Here is a 17,656-nt window from a genome sequence, read left to right as displayed (position 1 = left end):
GCTCCACGTGATGTCCAACACTGCGTGGAGCCGGCCAGCGGCCGGCACTACCAGATGTAACTATTTGCGCGACGCAGCATTGACTCCGTTGTGGGTTAGGCTTGAGTGGATTCCGTTCCCGAGGCCAGTGCGTCGCAGATGAACGAGTACCGTAGCAGCATCGTGTTTGCCACTCCCGATATTCCCCTGCGCGACGACGTACGCCGACTTGGCGCACTCGTCGGCGACCTGCTTGCCGAGCAGGTGTCCACGCAGTTCTTCGATGATGTGGAACAGGTGCGTACGCGCGCCATCGCCCGCCGCGAAAGCGACGCCCCCTTGTCCGATCTCAACGATGCGCTCACCGGCCTGCCGCCGGCGCGCGCCGAAGCGATGGTGCGTGCCTTCAGCACCTATTTCCAGGTGGTCAACATCGCCGAGCGCGTGCATCGCATCCGCCGCCGCCGTGACTACCAGCGCGCCGGTACCGCCGCACCGCAGCCGGATGGCTTGCAGGACGCGCTGGTCAAGCTCAAGGCGCAGGGCGTCACGCTGGAGGAGCTGGCGCAGTGGTTGCCGCGCATCGACATCGAGCCGGTGTTCACCGCACACCCCACCGAGGCGGTACGCCGCGCGCTGCTGGAAAAAGAGCAGCTGATGGTCGCCAGCCTGGTCGACAACCTCGACGGCCAGCGCACGCCCGGTGAAGCGGCCGCCGATGCCGCACGCTTCCGCATGGCCCTCACTGCCTCCTGGCAGACCACCGATTCCTCGCCGGTACGGCCGACGGTGGATGACGAACGCGAGCACGTCGGCTTCTACCTGGTGCAGGTGCTGTACCGGGTGATTCCGGTGTTGTACGAATCGCTGCAGCAGGCCCTGCTGGATACCTACGGGCAGGACCTGCCGCTGCCACGGCTGCTGCGCTTCGGCACGTGGGTGGGCGGGGACATGGACGGCAACCCGAACGTGGATGCCGGCACCATCCGCAACACGCTCGATGCGCAGCGCCAAGCCGTACTGGGCCGCTACCAGAAGGACCTGCTGCAGTTGGCCAGCCTGCTCAGCCAGTCCACCGAGCGGATCGCAGTCAGCGATGCATTGCAGGCGCGCGTCGCGCATTACGAACAGCTGCTGCCGCAGGTGAGGTCGCGCCCGCGGCATGCCGACATGCCGTACCGCCTGCTCAACGACCGCATGCGCGCGCGCGTGCAGGCCACCCTCGACGATGCCGACGGCGCCTACGCCTGCCCGGAGGAACTCGAGCAGGACATCGAGCTGATCCTGGCCAGCCTGCATGCCAACAAGGGCGACCATGCCGGTGGCTTCGCGGTGCGCCGCCTGCTGTGGCGGGTACGTACCTTCGGTTTCCACCTGGCGCGGCTGGACGTGCGCCAGGAGTCCAGCGTGCATGGCCGCGCGCTGGCCAGCGTGCTCGACGGACAGGACGCCTGGGACGCCGCCGATGCGGTCACCCGCGCGGCGCGCCTTGCCCCGTTCGCCAGCGGCGAGCAGGCCCTGCCGGCCAGCAGCGAAGCGGGCGGGCAGCGTCTGGATGCGGTGTTCGCCGCACTGGCCGACGCACGCCGCCGCCACGGTGCCGACGCGCTGGGCAGCTACATCATCTCGATGGCGCACGATCGCAGCGACGTGCTCGCCGTGCTTGCACTGGCGCGCCGCGGCGGGCTGGTGGATGACGGTGGCGCGGTGCCGCTGGATATCGCCCCGCTGTTTGAAACCGTGGACGATCTCGGCCGCGGCACCGATACCCTGCGCGACCTGCTTGCCGACCCCGTGTACCGGGCGCACCTGACCGCACGCGGCGATGTGCAGATGGTGATGCTGGGCTATTCGGACAGCGGCAAGGATGGCGGCATCGCCGCCTCGCGCTGGGGCCTGCAGCGGGCGCAGGTGGAACTGCTCGAGGTGGCGGCCGAGAGCGGTATCCGCCTGACCTTCTTCCATGGCCGTGGCGGGTCGATCAGCCGCGGCGGTGGCAAGACCACCCACGCGGTGGATGCCTCGCCGCGCGGCAGCATCGACGGGCGCCTGCGCGTGACCGAGCAGGGCGAAGTGATCCACCGCAAGTACGGCATCCGCGCGCTGGCGCTGCGCTCGCTGGAGCAGTCCACCGGTGCGGTGCTGCGCTCCAGCCTGCGCCCGCGCGCACCGGAGCCGCGCGAGGAACAGTGGCGCCCGGTGATGGATCTGATCGCACAGAAGAGTGCGGATGCGTACCGCGCCTTCGTCGGGCAGAAAGACTTCATGCAGTACTTCCGCCACGCCACCCCGATCGATGTGATCGAGCGGATGACGCTGGGCTCGCGCCCCTCGCGCCGACTGGGCGAAGATGCGGCGTTGTCCAACCTGCGTGCCATTCCGTGGGTGTTCGCCTGGAGCCARGCGCGCGCGGTGATCCCCGGCTGGTACGGCGTGGGCAGTGGACTGCAGGCCGCGATCGAGGCCGGGCACGCCGCGACGCTGAAGGAGATGGCGCGCGACTGGCCGTTCTTCAGCACCTTCCTGGACGACATCGCGATGGTCCTGTCCAAGGGCGATCTCACCATCGCCGAGCAGTTCTCGCGCTTGTCGGGTGGGCTGCATGACACGTTCTTCCCGCAGATCCAGCGCGAGCTGGACCTGACCGCCACGCAGATCCTGGCGCTGACCGGGCAGGACGAACTGCTGCAGCACGACCAGCGGCTGGCGCTCTCGATCCGGCTGCGCAATCCCTACATCGATCCGATCAGCGTGCTGCAGGTGGACCTGTTGCGGCGCTGGCGCGAGAGCGGGGGCGAAGATGACGACGTGCTGCGCGCGCTGGTGGCGTGCGTCAACGGCGTATCGCAGGGGGTACAGAACACCGGGTGATTCCCACCCTGGGTCTGTGGTCGGTCACCGGTAGTGCCGGCCGTTGGCCGGCTTCCTCCATCGCTGGGTAAGCGCACGATGTTGCAATGCGCGTGTGCCATGGATTGCCCAAGTGATTCCAGCATCGTGCAGCGCCGGCCAAGGGACGGCACAACCGGGTTACTCCGGGGACGGCGGGTTGGACGCCAGCAGCTCCAGGTGGCGCTGCTCCATTTCCTCGCGCAGCTGGCGGCGGATCAATGCGGCCGCGTGCCGGCGGCGTTCGTCGCTGGTTTCCATCTGCAGCGGCGGCACGGGCGTGGGCTTGCCGTCCTCGTCCACCGCCACCATGGTGAAAAAGCAGCTGTTGGCATGGCGCACGCTGCGCTTGAGGATGTCCTCGGCGACCACCTTGACCCCGATTTCCATCGAGGACGTACCGGTGTAATTGACCGAGGCCAGGAAGGTGACCAGCTCGCCGACCGCGATCGGCTGGCGGAACATCACCTGGTCCACCGACAGGGTGACCACGTAGCGCCCGGCATAACGGCTGGCGCAGGCATAGGCGACCTGGTCCAGCAGGCGCAGCACCGCGCCCCCGTGGACCTTGCCGGAGAAATTGGCCATCTCCGGCGACATCAGCACGGTCATGGACAGCTGGTTGGATTTGAATTCGGGCATGGCGGCAGTGTAGCGCCGGTTGCCCGCCCGGTAGAGCCGACCGTTGGTCGGCTGGGCGGGGTGCCCAAACGACGACGGGCCGCTTTCGCGGCCCGTCGTTTATTTCGATCAAAGGCAGCCGACCAACGGTCGGCTCTACCGATTGATTATTTCAACTTCGCATCTGCACGCAGAGCGGCGGCGCGGTCGGTCTTCTCCCAGGAGAAGGCGGTCGCGTTGACGGTTTCGCCGGCAGCGTTGAGGTAGCTGAAGTCCTTCGGCTTGCGGCCGAAGTGACCGTAGGCGGCGGTCTGCTGGTACATCGGGTGGATCAGGTCCAGCATCTTGATGATGCCGTACGGGCGCAGGTCGAAATGCTTGCGGATCAGCTTTTCGATCTTGTCATCGCTGATCTTGCCGGTGCCGAAGGTGGTGACCGAGATCGAGGTCGGCTCGGCCACGCCGATGGCGTAGGAGACCTGCACTTCGCAGCGGTCGGCCAGGCCGGCGGCCACGACGTTCTTGGCGACGTAGCGGGCAGCGTAAGCGGCCGAACGGTCGACCTTGGACGGATCCTTGCCCGAGAACGCGCCGCCACCGTGACGGGCCCAGCCGCCGTAGGTGTCGACGATGATCTTGCGGCCGGTCAGGCCGCAGTCGCCCACCGGGCCACCGATCTCGAACTTGCCGGTCGGGTTGATGTGGAACTTGGTGCCCTTGTGCAGCCACTTGGCCGGCAGCACCGGCTTGATGATCTCTTCGCGGACGGCCTCGATCAGGTCCTTCTGCTTCACGCCCGGGGCGTGCTGGGTGGACAGCACCACCGCGTCGATGGCCGAGACCACGCCGTTTTCATAGCGCAGGGTGACCTGGCTCTTGGCATCCGGGCGCAGCCAGGACAGCGGCGAGTTCTTCTTCTTGCGGACCTTGGCCTGCTGCTCGACCAGGCGGTGCGCCAGATGGATCGCGGCCGGCATGTAGCTGTCGGTCTCGTTGGTGGCATAGCCGAACATCAGGCCCTGGTCGCCAGCGCCCATTTCTTCGGGCTTCTTGCGGTCAACGCCCTGGGCGATGTGCGGGGACTGCTTGCCGATCAGGTTCAGCACGCCGCAGGTCGCGCCGTCGAAGCCGACGTCGGAGCTGTCATAGCCGATGTCCAGGATCACCTTGCGGGTCAAGGCTTCCAGGTCGATCCAGGCGCTGGTGGTGATTTCACCGGCCACGATCGCCACGCCGGTCTTGACCATGGTCTCGCAGGCCACGCGGCCCCGCGGGTCCTGGGACAGGATCGCGTCCAGCACCGCATCGGAGATCTGGTCGGCAATCTTGTCCGGATGGCCTTCGGAGACCGATTCGGAGGTGAACAGGTAGCTGGACATCAGGCGTAATATCCTTTGATTCGGATGGAAAGATGGGCGCGAATGATACACGGCAACCCGCGCCGTTGCATTGTGCGTCAGCACAGGTTGTCCCAGGTTAAGCCCGTGTGCCCGTCGCAGGGCCCGTTGTGACGGTATTGGGGTCCAGCGTCACCGCCCAGTGTTCCACCTGCGTGACAGTGGACCCTCGCCGCGGCTGCGCTGCGCGACAGCAGGGCCGGTCATCCCGCTGTCGTCAAACCGCCATCGGCCTGCAGTGGGACAGGCGCAGGCTTCGGCGCATCCGGCCGCCGGGCCTGGGGGGAGCACGCCATGCAGCAGCAGACGCAGTGCGACGCGAACGTTGGCAGGAGCGCGGTGGCGCGGCTGGCGCCGCATCGCCGCGCGGTATTCCTCTCCGATGTCCACCTGGGGTCGCGGCACTGCCATGCCGCCGAGCTGGCGCGGTTCCTGGCCGGCCTGCGCTGCGCGCGCCTGTACCTGGTAGGCGACATCATCGACCTGTGGTGGATAGCGCATCGCCGAGCTACCTGGCGACCGGCCCACGGCGAGGTGATCCAGGCGCTGCACGCGCTGCGCGCTGCGGGGACCGAAATCATCTACATCCCTGGCAACCATGATGCATCGCTGCGCAAGGTCTGCGGGTTGATGCTGCCGGCCATGCAGGTGCGCCGACGTGCCATCCACGTCACCGCCGATGGCCGCCGGCTGTTGGTGGCCCACGGTGACGACTACGACGGCGTCACCCACTTTGGTGGCCTGCAGGAGCAATTCGGCGACTGGCTCTATTACCGCATTCTCACTGGCAACCACCTGCTCAATGCCGTGCGCCGACGGCTCGGGTGGCGCTACTGGTCGTTGTCCGAATTCCTCAAGAAGCGCAGCAGCGCGGCCGAGCGGTACATCGAGCGCTTCGTGCAGGCCGGGCTGGACGATGTGCGCCGCCGCGGACTGGACGGCATTGTCTGCGGGCATATCCATCGTGCGGCGCTGGTCGAGCGCGACGGGTTGGTTTACGCCAACGACGGCGACTGGGTGGAAAGCCTCACTGCGCTGGCCGAGGACCCCGACGGCAGCCTGCGGCTGCTGGACCATACCGGTCACACGCTGGCGCAGCTGCCCGCTGCAACGCGGCTGCCCGAGGTGGCCTGACCGCTCCGCATGGGTCGGCCCGGCTGCTAGCATCGGCCGATGGACTCCTTTACCCAGATCGTATTGGGCGGCGCGGTCGCCGCCGTCATCGCCCCCGCCGGCCACCGCCGCGCTGCCCTGCTGGCCGGTGCCGCGCTCGGCACGCTGCCCGACCTGGATGCCCTGCTGCTCGGCTTCACCACCGCCGACCCGGTGGCGCTGATGACCGAACACCGCAGCTACAGTCACTCGCTGTTGGTGCTGCCGTGGGTGGCCGCGCTGATCTGGTGGCTGTTCAAACGCTTCGGCCATGGTCGGGTCGCGCAGGCGCCCGGACGCTGGTTCTGGGCGATCCTGCTGGCCTTGGTCACCCACCCCCTGCTGGATGCGTTCACCGTCTACGGTACTCAGCTGTGGTGGCCGTTCACCCCGCATCCGACGATGTGGTCCAGCGTGTTCATCATCGATCCGCTGTATACCGTGTGGCTGTTGATCGGCTGCGCGGTGGCGTGGTTCGCGCGCAGCCGCCCGATCGCACAGAAGGCGCTGGTCGCCGGGCTGGTCCTGAGCAGTGGCTACCTCGGCGGGTCGCTGCTGGCCAAGTACACCGTCGAACGCGAGGCCGATCGCGCACTGACCGCGATGGGCCTGGGCGATGCGCCGCGCTTTTCGGCGGCCACGCCGTTCAATACGCTGTTGTGGCAGGTGGTGGCCATGACCCCCAGCGGCTATGTGATCGGCGAGCGTTCGCTGGTGGCCGACCGGGGTCCCATGACCTTCAAGGGCTATCCCTCCAACGTGCAGGCGCTGCGCCAGGCCGAGGTTGCCGGCCTTCCGGCCGTGGCACGGTTGAACTGGTTCAATCGCGGCTTCATGCGTGCCCGGGTGGTCGATGGCCAGCTGCAGGTGAGCGACCTGCGCATGGGACTGGAGCCCGATTACACCTTCACCTTTGCCGTGGCTCGTGCAGACGGTGACGGCTGGTCGGCGATCCCTGTCAGGCAGTTGCGCCCCGTCTATGAAAGCGAGGAGGGCAAGGCGCAGCTCAAACGCCGGTTCGCCGGCCTGTGGCAACGCATCTGGACCGCACCCGGCACCGTCGATCCGGCCAGCGCGGACGCCATGCCGGGGTCGACGCGCTGACTGCTCTCCTCGCGCTGCGCAGCAACGCAGGTGCCGTACCCGGCCCGATCAACTGCCGATCGGGGGCGGGACTCAATACACCGTGGCACGTGCCTGCACGAACGAGAAGAAGAACACCGCGTTCGGATCGTTTTGCACCAGGCTGAACTCGCGACGCATGCCCGCCACGGTGTCCTGGTCGACCAGGCCCGCGTCCAGCAGTGCATCGGCAGCGGAGAGCAGCAGCTGTTCCCAGAACGCGATCATGGTCTTGCGCCGGGCCGGCTCGCGGTTGTCCAGGTGGATGGTCTTGATCTCGGTATGCACGTCGCGGAAGCCACCGGCCAGCAGCAGATTGCCGAGCTTGGCGCCGACGAACGGATCGCCACCATGGTCGTACTGGAAATCGTTGAAGGCCATCCAGTAGCGCCAGATGTGCGGCGAATACGGGTCGAGCAGGAAGGAGGCGTTCATCACCTCGGTGATGTACACGGGCGAGCCCGGGGCCAGCACGCGGCGTACCTCGCTGAGCACGCGCGCCGGTGACGGCACGTGTTCCAGCACCCAGCACAGGAACGCCGAATCGAACTCGCGCGCACCGAACGGCAGGTTGCCGGCGTCGGCCTGCAGCAGGGTGTAGCGCTCGCTGCACCAGGGCGTTTTTTCCAGGTTGCCGCGGGCGGTGGCCAGCTGCGACTCGCTCAGGTCCACGCCGGTGACGTGCAGTTCGGGGAAGCGGCGCAGCAGGATCTCGGTCTGCGCGCCGACGCCGCTGCCCACCTCCAGCAGGCGCTGCGCGCCGCTGTAGTCGATGCCGCTGAAGATGCTCGATTCGAACAGGCGGGCCTGGGTCATCAGGCGTTGCTGCTCGGTGCTGGAGAAGCCGTGCAGATAGGTCGGGGCGGCGATCGGCGGGGTCATGGGGGCAGGCTCAGGCGGCGGAGGACAACGGAACGCCGGCGGCGAGGGCGTTGAAGTAATCGGTGGTGAGGGCGATCTGGCTGGCGGGATCGTCGGCGCGGTTGACCACCGCACGGAAGGCGGCGTTTTCCGGTCGGTCCTTGGCGTACCAGCCCAGGTGCTTGCGCGCGATGCGCACGCCCTGGGGTTCGCCGTAGAAGTCGTGCAGCGCCTGCAGGTGGCCGAGCAGCAGGTCGCGCACCTCGATGAGCGAGGGCGGGGCGAGCAGTTCGCCGGTGGCCAGGTAGTGCGCCACCTCGCGGAAGATCCACGGGCGGCCCTGCGCGGCGCGGCCGATCATCACCGCATCCACCCCGGTCGCCGCCAACACGTGCGCGGCCTTCTGCGGCGAGTCGATGTCGCCGTTGGCGATCACCGGGATGCGCAGGGCGGCCTTGATCGCGCCGATGGTCTCGTACTCGGCGCTGCCGGTGTAATGCTGGTCGCGGGTGCGCCCGTGCACGGCCAGCGCGGCGATGCCGCTGTCTTCGGCGATATGCGCGATGCGCGGGCCGTTGCGATGGTCGCAGTCCCAGCCGGTACGGATCTTCAGCGTGACCGGCACATCCACCGCCTGCACCACGGCGGCAAGGATGCGCGCGACCAGGTCTTCATCACGCATCAGTGCCGAGCCAGCCCAGGCATTGCAGACCTTCTTGGCCGGGCACCCCATGTTGATGTCGATGATCTGGGCGCCGTGGTCGACGTTGTAGCGCGCCGCCTCGGCCAGTTGCTGTGGTTCGGTGCCGGCGATCTGCACGCTGATCGGGTCCGGCTCACCGGCATGGTCCATGCGGTGGATCGACTTGCGGGTGTTCCAGAAGCGCGGGTCGGAAATGGTCATCTCCGAGGCAGCCAGGCCCGCGCCCAGCCGTTTGCACAGCAGGCGGAACGGCTTGTCGGTGACACCGGCCATCGGCGCCAGCACCACGTTGGGCTGGATGTTGTAGGGACCAATCTGCATGTGCGCATTGTAGTGCCGGCCGCTGGCCGGCAACCGGGCAAATGCCGGAGATCCGGAGGCGTGTTCAGGCCGATCCGGAAGGGACTGATGCGCTCAGGTCATGAGCATATGCTTGACGATTGCTTCCCCCGCCCCCAGCGCGCGGCGATGGTGGTGGGTTGCCGGGCCGGCATTACAGGGTGGCCCAGGCATAGGCGGTGCCGGCGGCGGCCAGCAGCATCCAGGCAGGGGTCTGGATCATGTCGTGCGTCGTCCGTGAGCGGGGCACCCATGGTCGAGCGGCGGCGGCACCGGGGCAATGCCGGTAGCGGCCATCCGCTGGCAGTTTCCGGCCGCAGCGCCGGTGGCCTGCGACGCCGGGGCGCACATGAAAAAGCCGGCGCTGGGCGCCGGCTTGATCGTTACCGCGCAGCGCGAGCCGGTCAGGCCGTTGCAGCGTCCTTGGGGGTGAAGTGCGGCATCGCCACGGCGGCGCCTTCCTTCTCGGTGGAGCGACCGGCGAACTGGTTGGCAAAGCGCACGTGGCGGATGAAGGCCGCGTCCGGGTCCTGCGCGATGGACGCGCACAGGGCACCGTTGAAGGCATCGCCGGCACCGGTGGTATCGAGCACCTGCACCTGTTCAGCGCCGACGCGGTAGTACGGCTGGGCATCGCCGCGCTGGTTTTCTTCTGCGTGGGAGACGAACACGCCCACCGAGCCCAGCGTCACCACCACCGTGCCATTGCCGACCAGCTTGCGGCACAGCGCATGCAGGCTGGCGCCGTCGAGGGCGGCCACATCGTTGGCATCCACGCGCTCGCCGACGTGGCGGCCGAGCAGGGCGGCGAACTCGGTTTCATTGGGGGTCAGCACGTCGGCCAGCTTGAGCAGGCCGATGCTGGACGGAGCGTCGGCCGGGGCCGCGTTGAGCACGGTGGTGACACCGGCCTCGCGGGCGATGGCCAGCGCCGCCTCAATGGTTTCCACCGGCGATTCCAGCTGCGCCAGCACCACCTTGGCACCGCCCAGCAGCGCGCGCTGGGCCTGCACGAAGTCCAGGCTCAGCGCGGCGTTGGCGCCGGGGCCGATCACGATGGTGTTGCGGCCGCGCGCGTCCACATAGATGCCGCCGGTGCCGGTCGGCTCGCTGCTGGCCTCGGCGGTCAGGTCGAAGCCGTCCTGCTCGGCCAGGCCACGCGCCATCGCGCCGCCGGCGTCATCGCCCAGGGCGCACAGGAAGGTGGTCGACGCACCCGCGCGGCGTGCCGCCACGGCCTGGTTGAAGCCCTTGCCGCCGGGACCGGTGCTGTAGCGCCCGGCGATGGTCGCGCCCGGGGCCGGGAGCGATTCGCAACGCCAGACATGGTCCACATTGAAAGAACCGACAACGACGACAGTGTTACTCATAAAGACTGTTTCTCAGGAAGCGGATATCAGCTGAAATGCGTCAGCACGCCGGCGATGGTCGCCGTCATGAAGGTGGCAATGGTACCGCCGAGCACCGCACGCAGGCCGAACTTGGCCAGATCGTGGCGACGCTCGGGGGCCAGGCCACCAATACCACCGATCTGGATCGCGATGGAGCTGAAGTTGGCAAAACCGCACAGCGCGTAGGTGGCGATCAGGCGACCCTCGGAAGACAGGCTCACGCCCGGCACCTGGCCGTTCACGATTTTGGACAGCTCCGAGTACGCCACGAATTCGTTGATGACCACCTTCTGGCCGATCAGCGAACCCACGGTGGTGGCATCGGCCCACGGCGTACCGATCACCCAGGCGATCGGGGCAAGCACGTAGCCGAAGAGGGTCGACAGGTCGGTCGGGCGACCGATCATGGCCTGCAGGCCGCTGATTTCACCCAGCCAGGTCAGTGGCGCGTTGAGCAGGGCGATCAGGGCGATGAAGGCCAGCAGCATCGCACCGATGTTCAGCGCCAGCTTGAGGCCGTCACCGGCACCGGCCGCCGCCGCGTCGATGATGTTGCTGGAGGTCTTCTCCACGTCCATCTTGACCGTGCCACGGGTCAGCGGCGTGCCGGTTTCGGGCACCAGCAGCTTGGCTACCACCAGGGTCGCCGGGGCGGCCATGATGCTGGCAGCCAGCAGATGCTTGGCGTAGAAGGCCTGCTGCACCGGATCGTTGCCGCCGAGCATGCCCACGTAGGCGGCCAGCACGCCACCGGCGATGTGCGCCATGCCGCCGATCATCATCGTGATCAGTTCGGACTGGGTCATCTTGGCGATGTACGGACGCACCGTCAGCGGCGCCTCGGTCTGGCCGATGAAGACGCTGGCGCAGACGCTGGTGGTTTCTGCACCGGATACGCGCATGATCTTGGTGATCGCCCAGGCCATGCCGCGCACGATCGCCTGCATGACATTGAGGTGGTACATCACCCCCATCAGCGCCGAGAAGAAGATGATCGTCGGCAGCACCTGGAAGGCGAAGATGAAACCGAACTGTTCGGTGTTCATCAGGCTGCCGAAGATGAAGCCGGAGCCTTCATTGACGAAGCTGAGGATCTTGACGAAGCCCTTGCCCAGCGCATCGAACACGTCGCGGCCACCGGGCACCAGCAGCACCACCGCCGCAAAAGCGATCTGCAGCGTGATACCGGTCACCACCAGACGCCAGTCAACGGCGCGCTTGTTGTTCGAGAACAGCCAGGCGATGCCGATAAGCACTGCCAACCCGAACAGGCCGAAGCCAATCCTGCCCAAACCTTCGACCATGAGACTTCCCTTGGGGGTGCGGCGAAAAACGGGAAGCCTATAGCGGTGGCAGGGGCGGAGCAAGGAAAAGCGGCGTCCACGGGCCGATCGGCCGTGATCGGGCAAGTATCCATAAGGGTTTGCACGCCCCGGCGGCTACACTGAGGGCCATCGTTCCGGCCCGGATGCGGGCCTGCAGCAGAGGAGAATTCCATGCAATACCGGCGTCTTGGTTCCACCGGCCTGAAGGTGTCGGCCCTGTCCTTCGGGGCCTGGGTCACCTTTGGCGACCAGATCGGCCGCGATGAGGCCCGCAACCTGATCGCCAGCGCCTGGGACCACGGAATCAACTTCTTCGACAATGCCGAGGGCTACGCCCGCGGCCGCGCCGAGCAGGTAATGGGCGATGTGATCGCCGACCTGCGCCTGCCGCGCGACGGTTTCTGCGTGTCCAGCAAGGTGTTCTTCGGGGCGGTCGATAACCCGGGGCCGACCCAGCACGGGTTGTCGCGCAAGCACGTCACCGACGCCTGCCATGCCGCGCTCAAGCGCCTGCGGGTGGATTACCTGGACCTGTACTACTGCCACCGCCCGGATCCGGACACCCCCATCGCCGAGACCGTGCTGGCGATGGACACCCTGATCCGCCAGGGCAAGGTGCTGTACTGGGGCACCTCGGAATGGTCGGCCGCACAGATCCAGGAAGCGGTGGCCATCGCCCGTGCCCACCACCTGCACCTGCCCTCGATGGAGCAGCCGCAGTACAACCTGCTGCACCGCGAGCGCGTGGAGCAGGAATATGTGCCGCTGTACGCCGACCCGGGGCTGGGCACCACGATCTGGTCGCCGCTGGCCTCGGGCCTGCTGACCGGCAAGTACAACGACGGCGTGGACGCGCAGTCGCGGCTGGGCCAGGGCCAGCTGGCCTGGCTCAAGGAGCAGGTGCTCGGCGATGCTGCCGGCAGCCGCCTGGACCGGGTGCGACGCTACACCGCGCTGGCCGCCAGCCTGGGCCTGTCGCCGGCGCAGCTGGCCATCGCCTGGTGCCTGCGCAACCCCAACGTCTCCAGTGTGATCCTCGGCGCCAGCCGGGTGGGGCAGCTGGAAGAGAACCTGGGGGCGCTGGCCGTTCTTGAGCAGGTCGATGACGCGACGTGGCAGCAGGTCGACGCGATTTTTGCCTGACCGGCGCGTACACGCGCGCGGGGGACAAGGTAGAGCCGAGCCATGCTCGGCTGGGCCCCCCAGGAAGCTGCCGGGCTGCGGGATCTACCAGGAATGCAGCCGAGCATGGCTCGGCTCTACCGGGCGGCGGGCGCTTCTTGGGCGCCTTTGATTGATGAGGTCAATCGAAATTGAGAAATCAATCATCAATTCCATCAATGAAGTTGAGAATGGTTGTTGATTGTCAACTGAGAATCATTATCATTTAACTCGTCCCTCGCACGAGTCCAGACGATGAACACTCAAGCTGCTGTACTGCTGCGCCCCGAAACGCTGACCCTCCGCGACCGTCCGGTCCGCGTGGTCCCGCCCGAAGAAGTGATCGACAGCGAAGCCCTGCTCAAGGGCCGCCGCGAAATCCTGATCCAGCACGGCGACCGCTTCTATCGCCTTCGCCATACCAGCAACGACAAGCTCATTCTGACCAAGTAGCGCCCGCCGCTGGCCGACTGTTGGCTGCCCCACCGGCCGCCTGCGCTTCCGGTGCTTGTCCAGGCAGGCCCGCTCCTCCCCCCGGGCCTGCCGTTGCCCACCGCTCTCTCCCCCTCGACGTTTCGCCTGCGGCCTCGGTCGCCGGCGTCGGTCGGGGGTCTCCTTCCGCGTCCAGCCGATTCCCGCCCATCCATGAAGATCCGCCCCAATGCCCTGAGCGCCGCCCTGTGGCTGGCGTTGCCGATGGCCGCCAATGCCGCTGCATCCGCCGCTGCCGATGCCGCGCCCGACGCGCGTGAGTTCGACCGTGTGCAGGTCACCGCCACGCGCACCGAGCGTGCGCTGAGCGATGTGGCCGCCACGGTCGATGTGATCGACCGCGAGCAGCTCGACGACCACCTGGTCCGCGACATCAAGGATCTGGTGCGCTACGAGCCAGGTATTTCGGTGACCAGCAGCCCGGCTCGCTTCGGGCTGGGCGGCTTCCGCATCCGCGGCCTGGACGGCAACCGCGTGCTGATCCAGACCGACGGCATCGCCCTGCCCAAGGCGTTCGCCATCGGCAGCTTCTCCGATGCCAACCGCGACTTCACCGATCTGGAAACGCTCAAGCGGGTCGAGATCGTGCGCGGTCCGGCCAGCGCGCTGTATGGTTCTGACGCGCTCGGCGGCGTGGTCGCTTTCGTCACCAAGGACCCGGCCGATTACCTCAAGGACGGCAAGGACAGTTACGTCGGCCTGAAGTTCGGCTACGACGGCCAGTGGAAGGGCTTGTACGGCGGGGTCACCACCGCCTTCGGCGGCGACCGCTGGAGCGGCATGGTCAACGTCAACCATCGCCAGGGCCAGGAAACCGACAGCAAGGGCGACGTGCGCAGCGACAACAGCACCCGCACCGCCGCCAACCCGCAGGACCGCGATGGCCGCAGCCTGCTCGGCAAGCTGGTGTTCGCGCCCAGCGAGGACCAGCGCTTCACGCTGACCGTGGAAGGGAACGAAGACAGCGTGGACACCAACGTGCTGTCGTCCGTCGCCCCGGCCACGGGCGCGCCGCCGTCGGCCACCACCACCACCGCGATGAAGGCGCACGACCACCAGACCCGCGCCCGCGTGTCGTTCGCCCATGAAATGGACAACCTCGGCCAGGCCTTCGCGGACGACCTGTCCTGGCAGGTCTATCGCCAGGACAGCGAGACCACCCAGCGCACGATCGAGAATCGTGGCCGCGGTGCGAACGCCAGCCTGCGCGATCGCACGTTCAATTTCGACCAGCGCGTGTACGGCCTGCAGGCGGTGTTGCACAAGGGCCTGCAGACCGGCACGGTCGAGCACGACCTGACCTACGGCTTCGAAGGCACCTGGACCGACACCCAGCAGAAGCGCGACGGCTACCAGGTATCGGCCAACGGCACGGTCAGCAGGACGATCCTGCCTGACACCTTCCCGGTCCGCGATTTCCCGATCAGCAAAACCACCGAGCTGGGCCTGTACGTGCAGGATGAAATGCGTTTCGCCGACGGCCGCGTCTCGCTGGTACCGGGCGTGCGCGTGGACCACTACGAACTGCGCCCGGACGTGGACGGCATCTTCGGCACCGACAATCCCGGCGTGGCCGTGTCCGACCTGACCAAGACCAGCGTGTCGCCGAAGCTGGGCATGGTGTGGCGCTTGGCTGACCAGTGGTCGCTGTTTGCCGGCTACGCGCATGGGTTCCGCTCGCCGCCGTACAACGACGTCAACCTGGGTTTCACCAATGTGATGTTCGGCTACACCGCCATCCCCAACCCCGACCTGAAGCCGGAAACCAGCGATGGCCTTGAACTGGGCGTGCGCTTCGTCAATACGGCGGCATACGTCAGCGTCAGCGGCTACTACAACGACTACAAGGACTTCATCGAGTCCCAGCGCCAGGTGGGTGTCAACCGCCAGGGCCTGATCGTGTTCCAGTCGCAGAACGTGGCCGATGCGCAGATCTACGGTGCCGAGCTGAAGGCCGGCGTCGACATCGGCAAGCTCACCAGCGCGCTGGAAGGCTGGTCGTTGAACAGCGCGGTGGCGTGGTCACGCGGCCAGAACAAGACCGAAGACGTGCCGCTGGAATCGATCGATCCGCTGCGTGGCACCGTCGGCATCGCCTTTGACCGCGCTACCTGGGGCGTGGAACTGGCCGGCACCTTCGCCAAGCGCAAGGACCGCCTGCCGCCGCCCACCGGCACCAGTCCGCCCTTCGCGCCGGCCGGTTACGGCGTCCTCGACCTGATGGCGCACTGGGCGTTCGCCGCCGGGGCCAAACTCAACGTGGGCGTGTTCAACCTCGGCGACCGCCGCTACATCGACTACTCGGCGATCACCTCGGCGCTGGCCACCAACAGCACCGTGATCGACCGCTTCACCAACCCCGGCCGCACCGTGTCGGCCAATATCTCCGTGAGCTGGTAGCCCTATGAGCCGCGCCCTGTCCGCCATGCGATCGACCGACCGGGCGCTGCATCCCGGCCGCCTTCCCACCGCGCGACAGCTGGCGTCGCTGGGCACCGTGCTGTGCCTGTACCGCCCGGACAGCAGCGAGCTGGGTGGCTGGAAGCACGCGGTGTCCGCGCACGCCTGCCAAGGCATGGACAGCGAGGGCATCCGCGAGAGCCTGTGCTTCGCCGACGCGCGCGGCCGCTGCTGCTGGCGCCTGTACCTGCTGCCGGACAGCGACTTCCTGGCCTGGGATCGATTGGTGTCGGCGTTCCCGGCGCGACCGGAGCCGGTCAATGACGGCGGCGTTGCCGAGCGCCTGTGGCGTCGCCTGGCTACGCGCTTGGGCGGCGAGCCGTGGCGGATGTGCGCCTTGCGCCTGCACGTCGGCGACGGCCAGGGCCTGTCGGCCAGCCTGGCCTCGCTGTCGTCGCTGGGCGCCACCGCCGCGCGGCGCATCGCCCACGTGGAAGGCGCCGATGGCGAGCTGTGGATCGACGCGTGTTGCTGCGCCTCGGCAGCACGCGTGCCACCGCTGCGCGAGCACGGCAGCGCCATGCCCCTGGTCCGGCTGTAACCGAACGAAGAAGGACCGCCTCCGGCCACCGATGGCCGAACGTCTTGCCACCTCCTGAAGGAAACCTTGAGATGAAACTCCAGACAGCCAGTGCGTGGCTGCTGCTTGCCAGCAGCGGCGTCGTCCACGCCCAGCCCTCCGATGTGCAGCGCGACCACGACAGCATTGTGGCGATGAAGGGCGAATACGTGGTCGACTTCGCCTTCGATGAAACCGTGCTGCTCAAGCCGGGCTACGAGCGCGCGCCGGCCGTTCGCAGCGGCGGCAACGAGGTGGTGATCGTGGTCGAGGACACGCCGAAGCGGGTCGTGCTGCAGCACCTGCTGGTAGACCCCAAGAGCGGCCACGTCACCAAGCACTGGCGGCAGGATTGGGTGTACGAAGCACCGAACCGTTTCGAGTTCAGTGCCGACCAGACCTGGCAGGTACGCGCCATTCCGGCGGCGGTCAACGCCGGTGCATGGACGCAGTGCGTGTACGAAGTCAGTGATGCGCCGCGTTACTGCGGCACAGGCAAGTGGGACTACCGCAACAACGTGGCAACCTGGACCAGCGACCTCAGCTGGCGTCCGCTGCCGCGCCGCGAGTACACCCGCCGCAGCGACTACAACGCGCTGGCCGTGGTCAACCGGCACACGTTGACGCCCAATGGCTGGACCCACGAACAGTTCAACACCAAGATCCTGCGCGGCGCCGACGGCAGCCAGCAGGAGATCGCGCGCGAGTTCGGTTTCAATGACTACAACAAAACCACCGAGGTCGATTTCAAGCCCGCCTACGACTACTGGGCGGCAACGTCGGGCTACTGGGCCAAGGTGCGCCAGCGTTGGGACGGTTTCCTCGGCCAGGCCCCGGGCGTGCACCTGAAGACCACGCTGGACGGGATGGCGATGATCATGCCGCTGTTCACCCAGGCGCAGGACATCCAGGACGGCAAGAAGGTCAAAGACGCGCAGATCGACACGGTGTTCAAACAGTGGGTGGAAAACGCACCGGCCACCACCGCGCGGTAGAGCCGAGCCATGCTCGGCTGCTCTTCTTCGAGCAATGCCAGGGCGTCCGACGCAAGAGGAACGTTTCTGCCGAGCATGGCTCGGCACTACCGAATCCCACGCCCCCGCGACCCACGGATCCCACGCCCCCGTAACCCACGGATCCCACGCCCCCGCGACCCACCCAGGGTAGAGCCGAGCCATGCTCGGCTGCTCTTCCCCGATCAATGC

General features: G+C 67.3%; 14 protein-coding genes. 8 read left to right on the top strand and 6 right to left on the bottom strand.

The window, feature by feature from the left end:
- Positions 1–138 precede the first annotated feature (138 nt).
- Complete coding sequence (ppc, locus tag AC1DR7_RS18075; RefSeq protein WP_457318130.1) at positions 139–2,850, top strand: phosphoenolpyruvate carboxylase; 2,712 nt, start codon at positions 139–141, stop codon at positions 2,848–2,850.
- Between the two features lie 159 nt (positions 2,851–3,009).
- Here the strand turns inward: ppc and AC1DR7_RS18070 are convergent, their stop codons facing one another.
- Entirely contained in the window at positions 3,010–3,510 is a 501-nt protein-coding gene (locus AC1DR7_RS18070; protein ID WP_457318129.1) for an acyl-CoA thioesterase, read from the bottom strand.
- Between the two features lie 146 nt (positions 3,511–3,656).
- Positions 3,657–4,868 carry a methionine adenosyltransferase gene (metK, locus tag AC1DR7_RS18065; RefSeq protein WP_256774929.1) on the bottom strand — a complete coding sequence of 404 codons (1,212 nt, stop codon included), beginning with the start codon at positions 4,866–4,868 and terminating at the stop codon, positions 3,657–3,659.
- Between the two features lie 312 nt (positions 4,869–5,180).
- On the opposite strand from metK, the gene AC1DR7_RS18060 reads away from it, so the two are divergent.
- Both AC1DR7_RS18060 and AC1DR7_RS18055 read left to right on the top strand, forming a co-directional pair.
- Positions 5,181–6,020 (top strand): UDP-2,3-diacylglucosamine diphosphatase, encoded by an 840-nt coding sequence (locus AC1DR7_RS18060; RefSeq protein WP_457318128.1) that lies wholly within the window; start codon positions 5,181–5,183, stop codon positions 6,018–6,020.
- 39 nt (positions 6,021–6,059) lie between these two features.
- Positions 6,060–7,142 carry a metal-dependent hydrolase gene (locus tag AC1DR7_RS18055; protein ID WP_457318127.1) on the top strand — a complete coding sequence of 361 codons (1,083 nt, stop codon included), beginning with the start codon at positions 6,060–6,062 and terminating at the stop codon, positions 7,140–7,142.
- A 72-nt stretch (positions 7,143–7,214) separates the two neighbouring features.
- Here AC1DR7_RS18055 and AC1DR7_RS18050 read toward each other — a convergent pair whose 3' ends face one another.
- The 4 genes from AC1DR7_RS18050 to AC1DR7_RS18035 form a co-directional block, all read right to left on the bottom strand.
- Positions 7,215–8,042, bottom strand: a complete 828-nt coding sequence (locus tag AC1DR7_RS18050) for a class I SAM-dependent methyltransferase (protein ID WP_256774932.1) — start codon at positions 8,040–8,042, stop codon at positions 7,215–7,217.
- A 10-nt stretch (positions 8,043–8,052) separates the two neighbouring features.
- The gene (gene dusB / locus AC1DR7_RS18045; protein WP_256774933.1) at positions 8,053–9,045 is read right to left on the bottom strand and encodes a tRNA dihydrouridine synthase DusB; all 993 of its coding nucleotides are present in this window, start codon (positions 9,043–9,045) and stop codon (positions 8,053–8,055) included.
- Positions 9,046–9,467: 422 nt separating this feature from the next.
- Positions 9,468–10,433, bottom strand: a complete 966-nt coding sequence (locus AC1DR7_RS18040; protein WP_256774934.1) for a ribokinase — start codon at positions 10,431–10,433, stop codon at positions 9,468–9,470.
- A gap of 26 nt (positions 10,434–10,459) precedes the next feature.
- Complete coding sequence (locus tag AC1DR7_RS18035; protein WP_457318125.1) at positions 10,460–11,758, bottom strand: NupC/NupG family nucleoside CNT transporter; 1,299 nt, start codon at positions 11,756–11,758, stop codon at positions 10,460–10,462.
- A 192-nt stretch (positions 11,759–11,950) separates the two neighbouring features.
- On the opposite strand from AC1DR7_RS18035, the gene AC1DR7_RS18030 reads away from it, so the two are divergent.
- From AC1DR7_RS18030 to AC1DR7_RS18010, 5 genes are all read left to right on the top strand, one after another.
- The gene (locus AC1DR7_RS18030) at positions 11,951–12,922 is read left to right on the top strand and encodes a potassium channel beta subunit family protein (protein WP_457318124.1); all 972 of its coding nucleotides are present in this window, start codon (positions 11,951–11,953) and stop codon (positions 12,920–12,922) included.
- Positions 12,923–13,195: 273 nt separating this feature from the next.
- The gene (gene hemP / locus AC1DR7_RS18025) at positions 13,196–13,393 is read left to right on the top strand and encodes a hemin uptake protein HemP (protein ID WP_019182448.1); all 198 of its coding nucleotides are present in this window, start codon (positions 13,196–13,198) and stop codon (positions 13,391–13,393) included.
- 192 nt (positions 13,394–13,585) lie between these two features.
- The gene (locus AC1DR7_RS18020; RefSeq protein WP_457318123.1) at positions 13,586–15,832 is read left to right on the top strand and encodes a TonB-dependent hemoglobin/transferrin/lactoferrin family receptor; all 2,247 of its coding nucleotides are present in this window, start codon (positions 13,586–13,588) and stop codon (positions 15,830–15,832) included.
- A 4-nt stretch (positions 15,833–15,836) separates the two neighbouring features.
- Complete coding sequence (locus AC1DR7_RS18015) at positions 15,837–16,433, top strand: ChuX/HutX family heme-like substrate-binding protein (protein WP_256774937.1); 597 nt, start codon at positions 15,837–15,839, stop codon at positions 16,431–16,433.
- Positions 16,434–16,504: 71 nt separating this feature from the next.
- A complete protein-coding gene (locus tag AC1DR7_RS18010) occupies positions 16,505–17,446 on the top strand; it encodes a DUF6607 family protein (RefSeq protein ID WP_256774938.1) in 942 nt (313 codons plus the stop codon).
- Positions 17,447–17,656: the final 210 nt, after the last annotated feature.

The organism is Stenotrophomonas sp. P5_A9, from assembly GCF_056400525.1.
This window is presented reverse-complemented; position numbering and strand designations above follow the sequence as displayed.

What these genes read in the sequence shown, in the direction of transcription:
- AC1DR7_RS18070 (WP_457318129.1), bottom strand. Translation starts at nt 3,510, where the DNA reads ATGCCCGAATTCAAATCCAACCAGCTGTCCATGACCGTGCTGATGTCG.
- metK (WP_256774929.1), bottom strand. Translation starts at nt 4,868, where the DNA reads ATGTCCAGCTACCTGTTCACCTCCGAATCGGTCTCCGAAGGCCATCCG.
- AC1DR7_RS18060 (WP_457318128.1), top strand. Translation starts at nt 5,181, where the DNA reads ATGCAGCAGCAGACGCAGTGCGACGCGAACGTTGGCAGGAGCGCGGTG.
- AC1DR7_RS18055 (WP_457318127.1), top strand. Translation starts at nt 6,060, where the DNA reads ATGGACTCCTTTACCCAGATCGTATTGGGCGGCGCGGTCGCCGCCGTC.
- AC1DR7_RS18050 (WP_256774932.1), bottom strand. Translation starts at nt 8,042, where the DNA reads ATGACCCCGCCGATCGCCGCCCCGACCTATCTGCACGGCTTCTCCAGC.
- dusB (WP_256774933.1), bottom strand. Translation starts at nt 9,045, where the DNA reads ATGCAGATTGGTCCCTACAACATCCAGCCCAACGTGGTGCTGGCGCCG.
- AC1DR7_RS18040 (WP_256774934.1), bottom strand. Translation starts at nt 10,433, where the DNA reads ATGAGTAACACTGTCGTCGTTGTCGGTTCTTTCAATGTGGACCATGTC.
- AC1DR7_RS18035 (WP_457318125.1), bottom strand. Translation starts at nt 11,758, where the DNA reads ATGGTCGAAGGTTTGGGCAGGATTGGCTTCGGCCTGTTCGGGTTGGCA.
- AC1DR7_RS18030 (WP_457318124.1), top strand. Translation starts at nt 11,951, where the DNA reads ATGCAATACCGGCGTCTTGGTTCCACCGGCCTGAAGGTGTCGGCCCTG.
- hemP (WP_019182448.1), top strand. Translation starts at nt 13,196, where the DNA reads ATGAACACTCAAGCTGCTGTACTGCTGCGCCCCGAAACGCTGACCCTC.
- AC1DR7_RS18020 (WP_457318123.1), top strand. Translation starts at nt 13,586, where the DNA reads ATGAAGATCCGCCCCAATGCCCTGAGCGCCGCCCTGTGGCTGGCGTTG.
- AC1DR7_RS18015 (WP_256774937.1), top strand. Translation starts at nt 15,837, where the DNA reads ATGAGCCGCGCCCTGTCCGCCATGCGATCGACCGACCGGGCGCTGCAT.
- AC1DR7_RS18010 (WP_256774938.1), top strand. Translation starts at nt 16,505, where the DNA reads ATGAAACTCCAGACAGCCAGTGCGTGGCTGCTGCTTGCCAGCAGCGGC.